The organism is Maribellus luteus (assembly GCF_003576475.1).
GTDB lineage: Bacteria > Bacteroidota > Bacteroidia > Bacteroidales > Prolixibacteraceae > Draconibacterium > Draconibacterium luteum.
Genome location: NZ_QWGR01000281.1, coordinates 1 through 520, shown reverse-complemented (window position 1 = coordinate 520; position 520 = coordinate 1). Strand labels below are relative to the sequence as shown.

General features: G+C 75.8%; 1 protein-coding gene. It reads right to left on the bottom strand.

Going from position 1 to position 520, the window contains the following annotated elements; genetic code table 11:
• Nucleotides 1-520, bottom strand: a 520-nt coding sequence (locus D1614_RS25090; protein ID WP_119440545.1) for a TetR/AcrR family transcriptional regulator C-terminal domain-containing protein, incomplete at both ends; no start/stop codon positions are given.

Here is a 520-nt window from a genome sequence, read left to right as displayed (position 1 = left end):
CGCCCGGCGCGCCAGCCGCGCCGCCAGCCCGTCGAGCATGACGTCCAGGCCGAATTCGAAGGCCGCCTCGGGGCCGGCGCGGTCATAGGCGTCGAAGACCTCGGCGAGCGCGGTCGGCGGCGCGTCGGCAGGGCGCGATCCGGCCTCGACGGCGGCGGCCTGTTCCTCCAGCACCGCGCCGACGACGTAGTGGCCGACCGTCGTCAAGGCGTGGGCTGCGTCCAGCGGCGCGAACCCGGCCTCGCGCATAAGGGCGAACTGCGCCTCGACGGCGTCGAACTCGGGATCGACCGGCCGTGTGCCGGCGTGGATCAGCGCCCCGTCGCGCCGCGACAGCAGGGCGCGGCGGAAGCCGCGGGCGTTGTCGGCCAGGAATTCGCGCCAGTCCTGGCCAGGACGGGGGCGGGCGCCCTGACGTCCCTCGGCCAGCATGGCGTGGGCCAGGGCGTCGAGCAGGGCCCGCTTGCTGCGGAAATGCCAGTAGAGCGCCGGCTGCTGGACGCCGAGCCGCTCGGCCAGC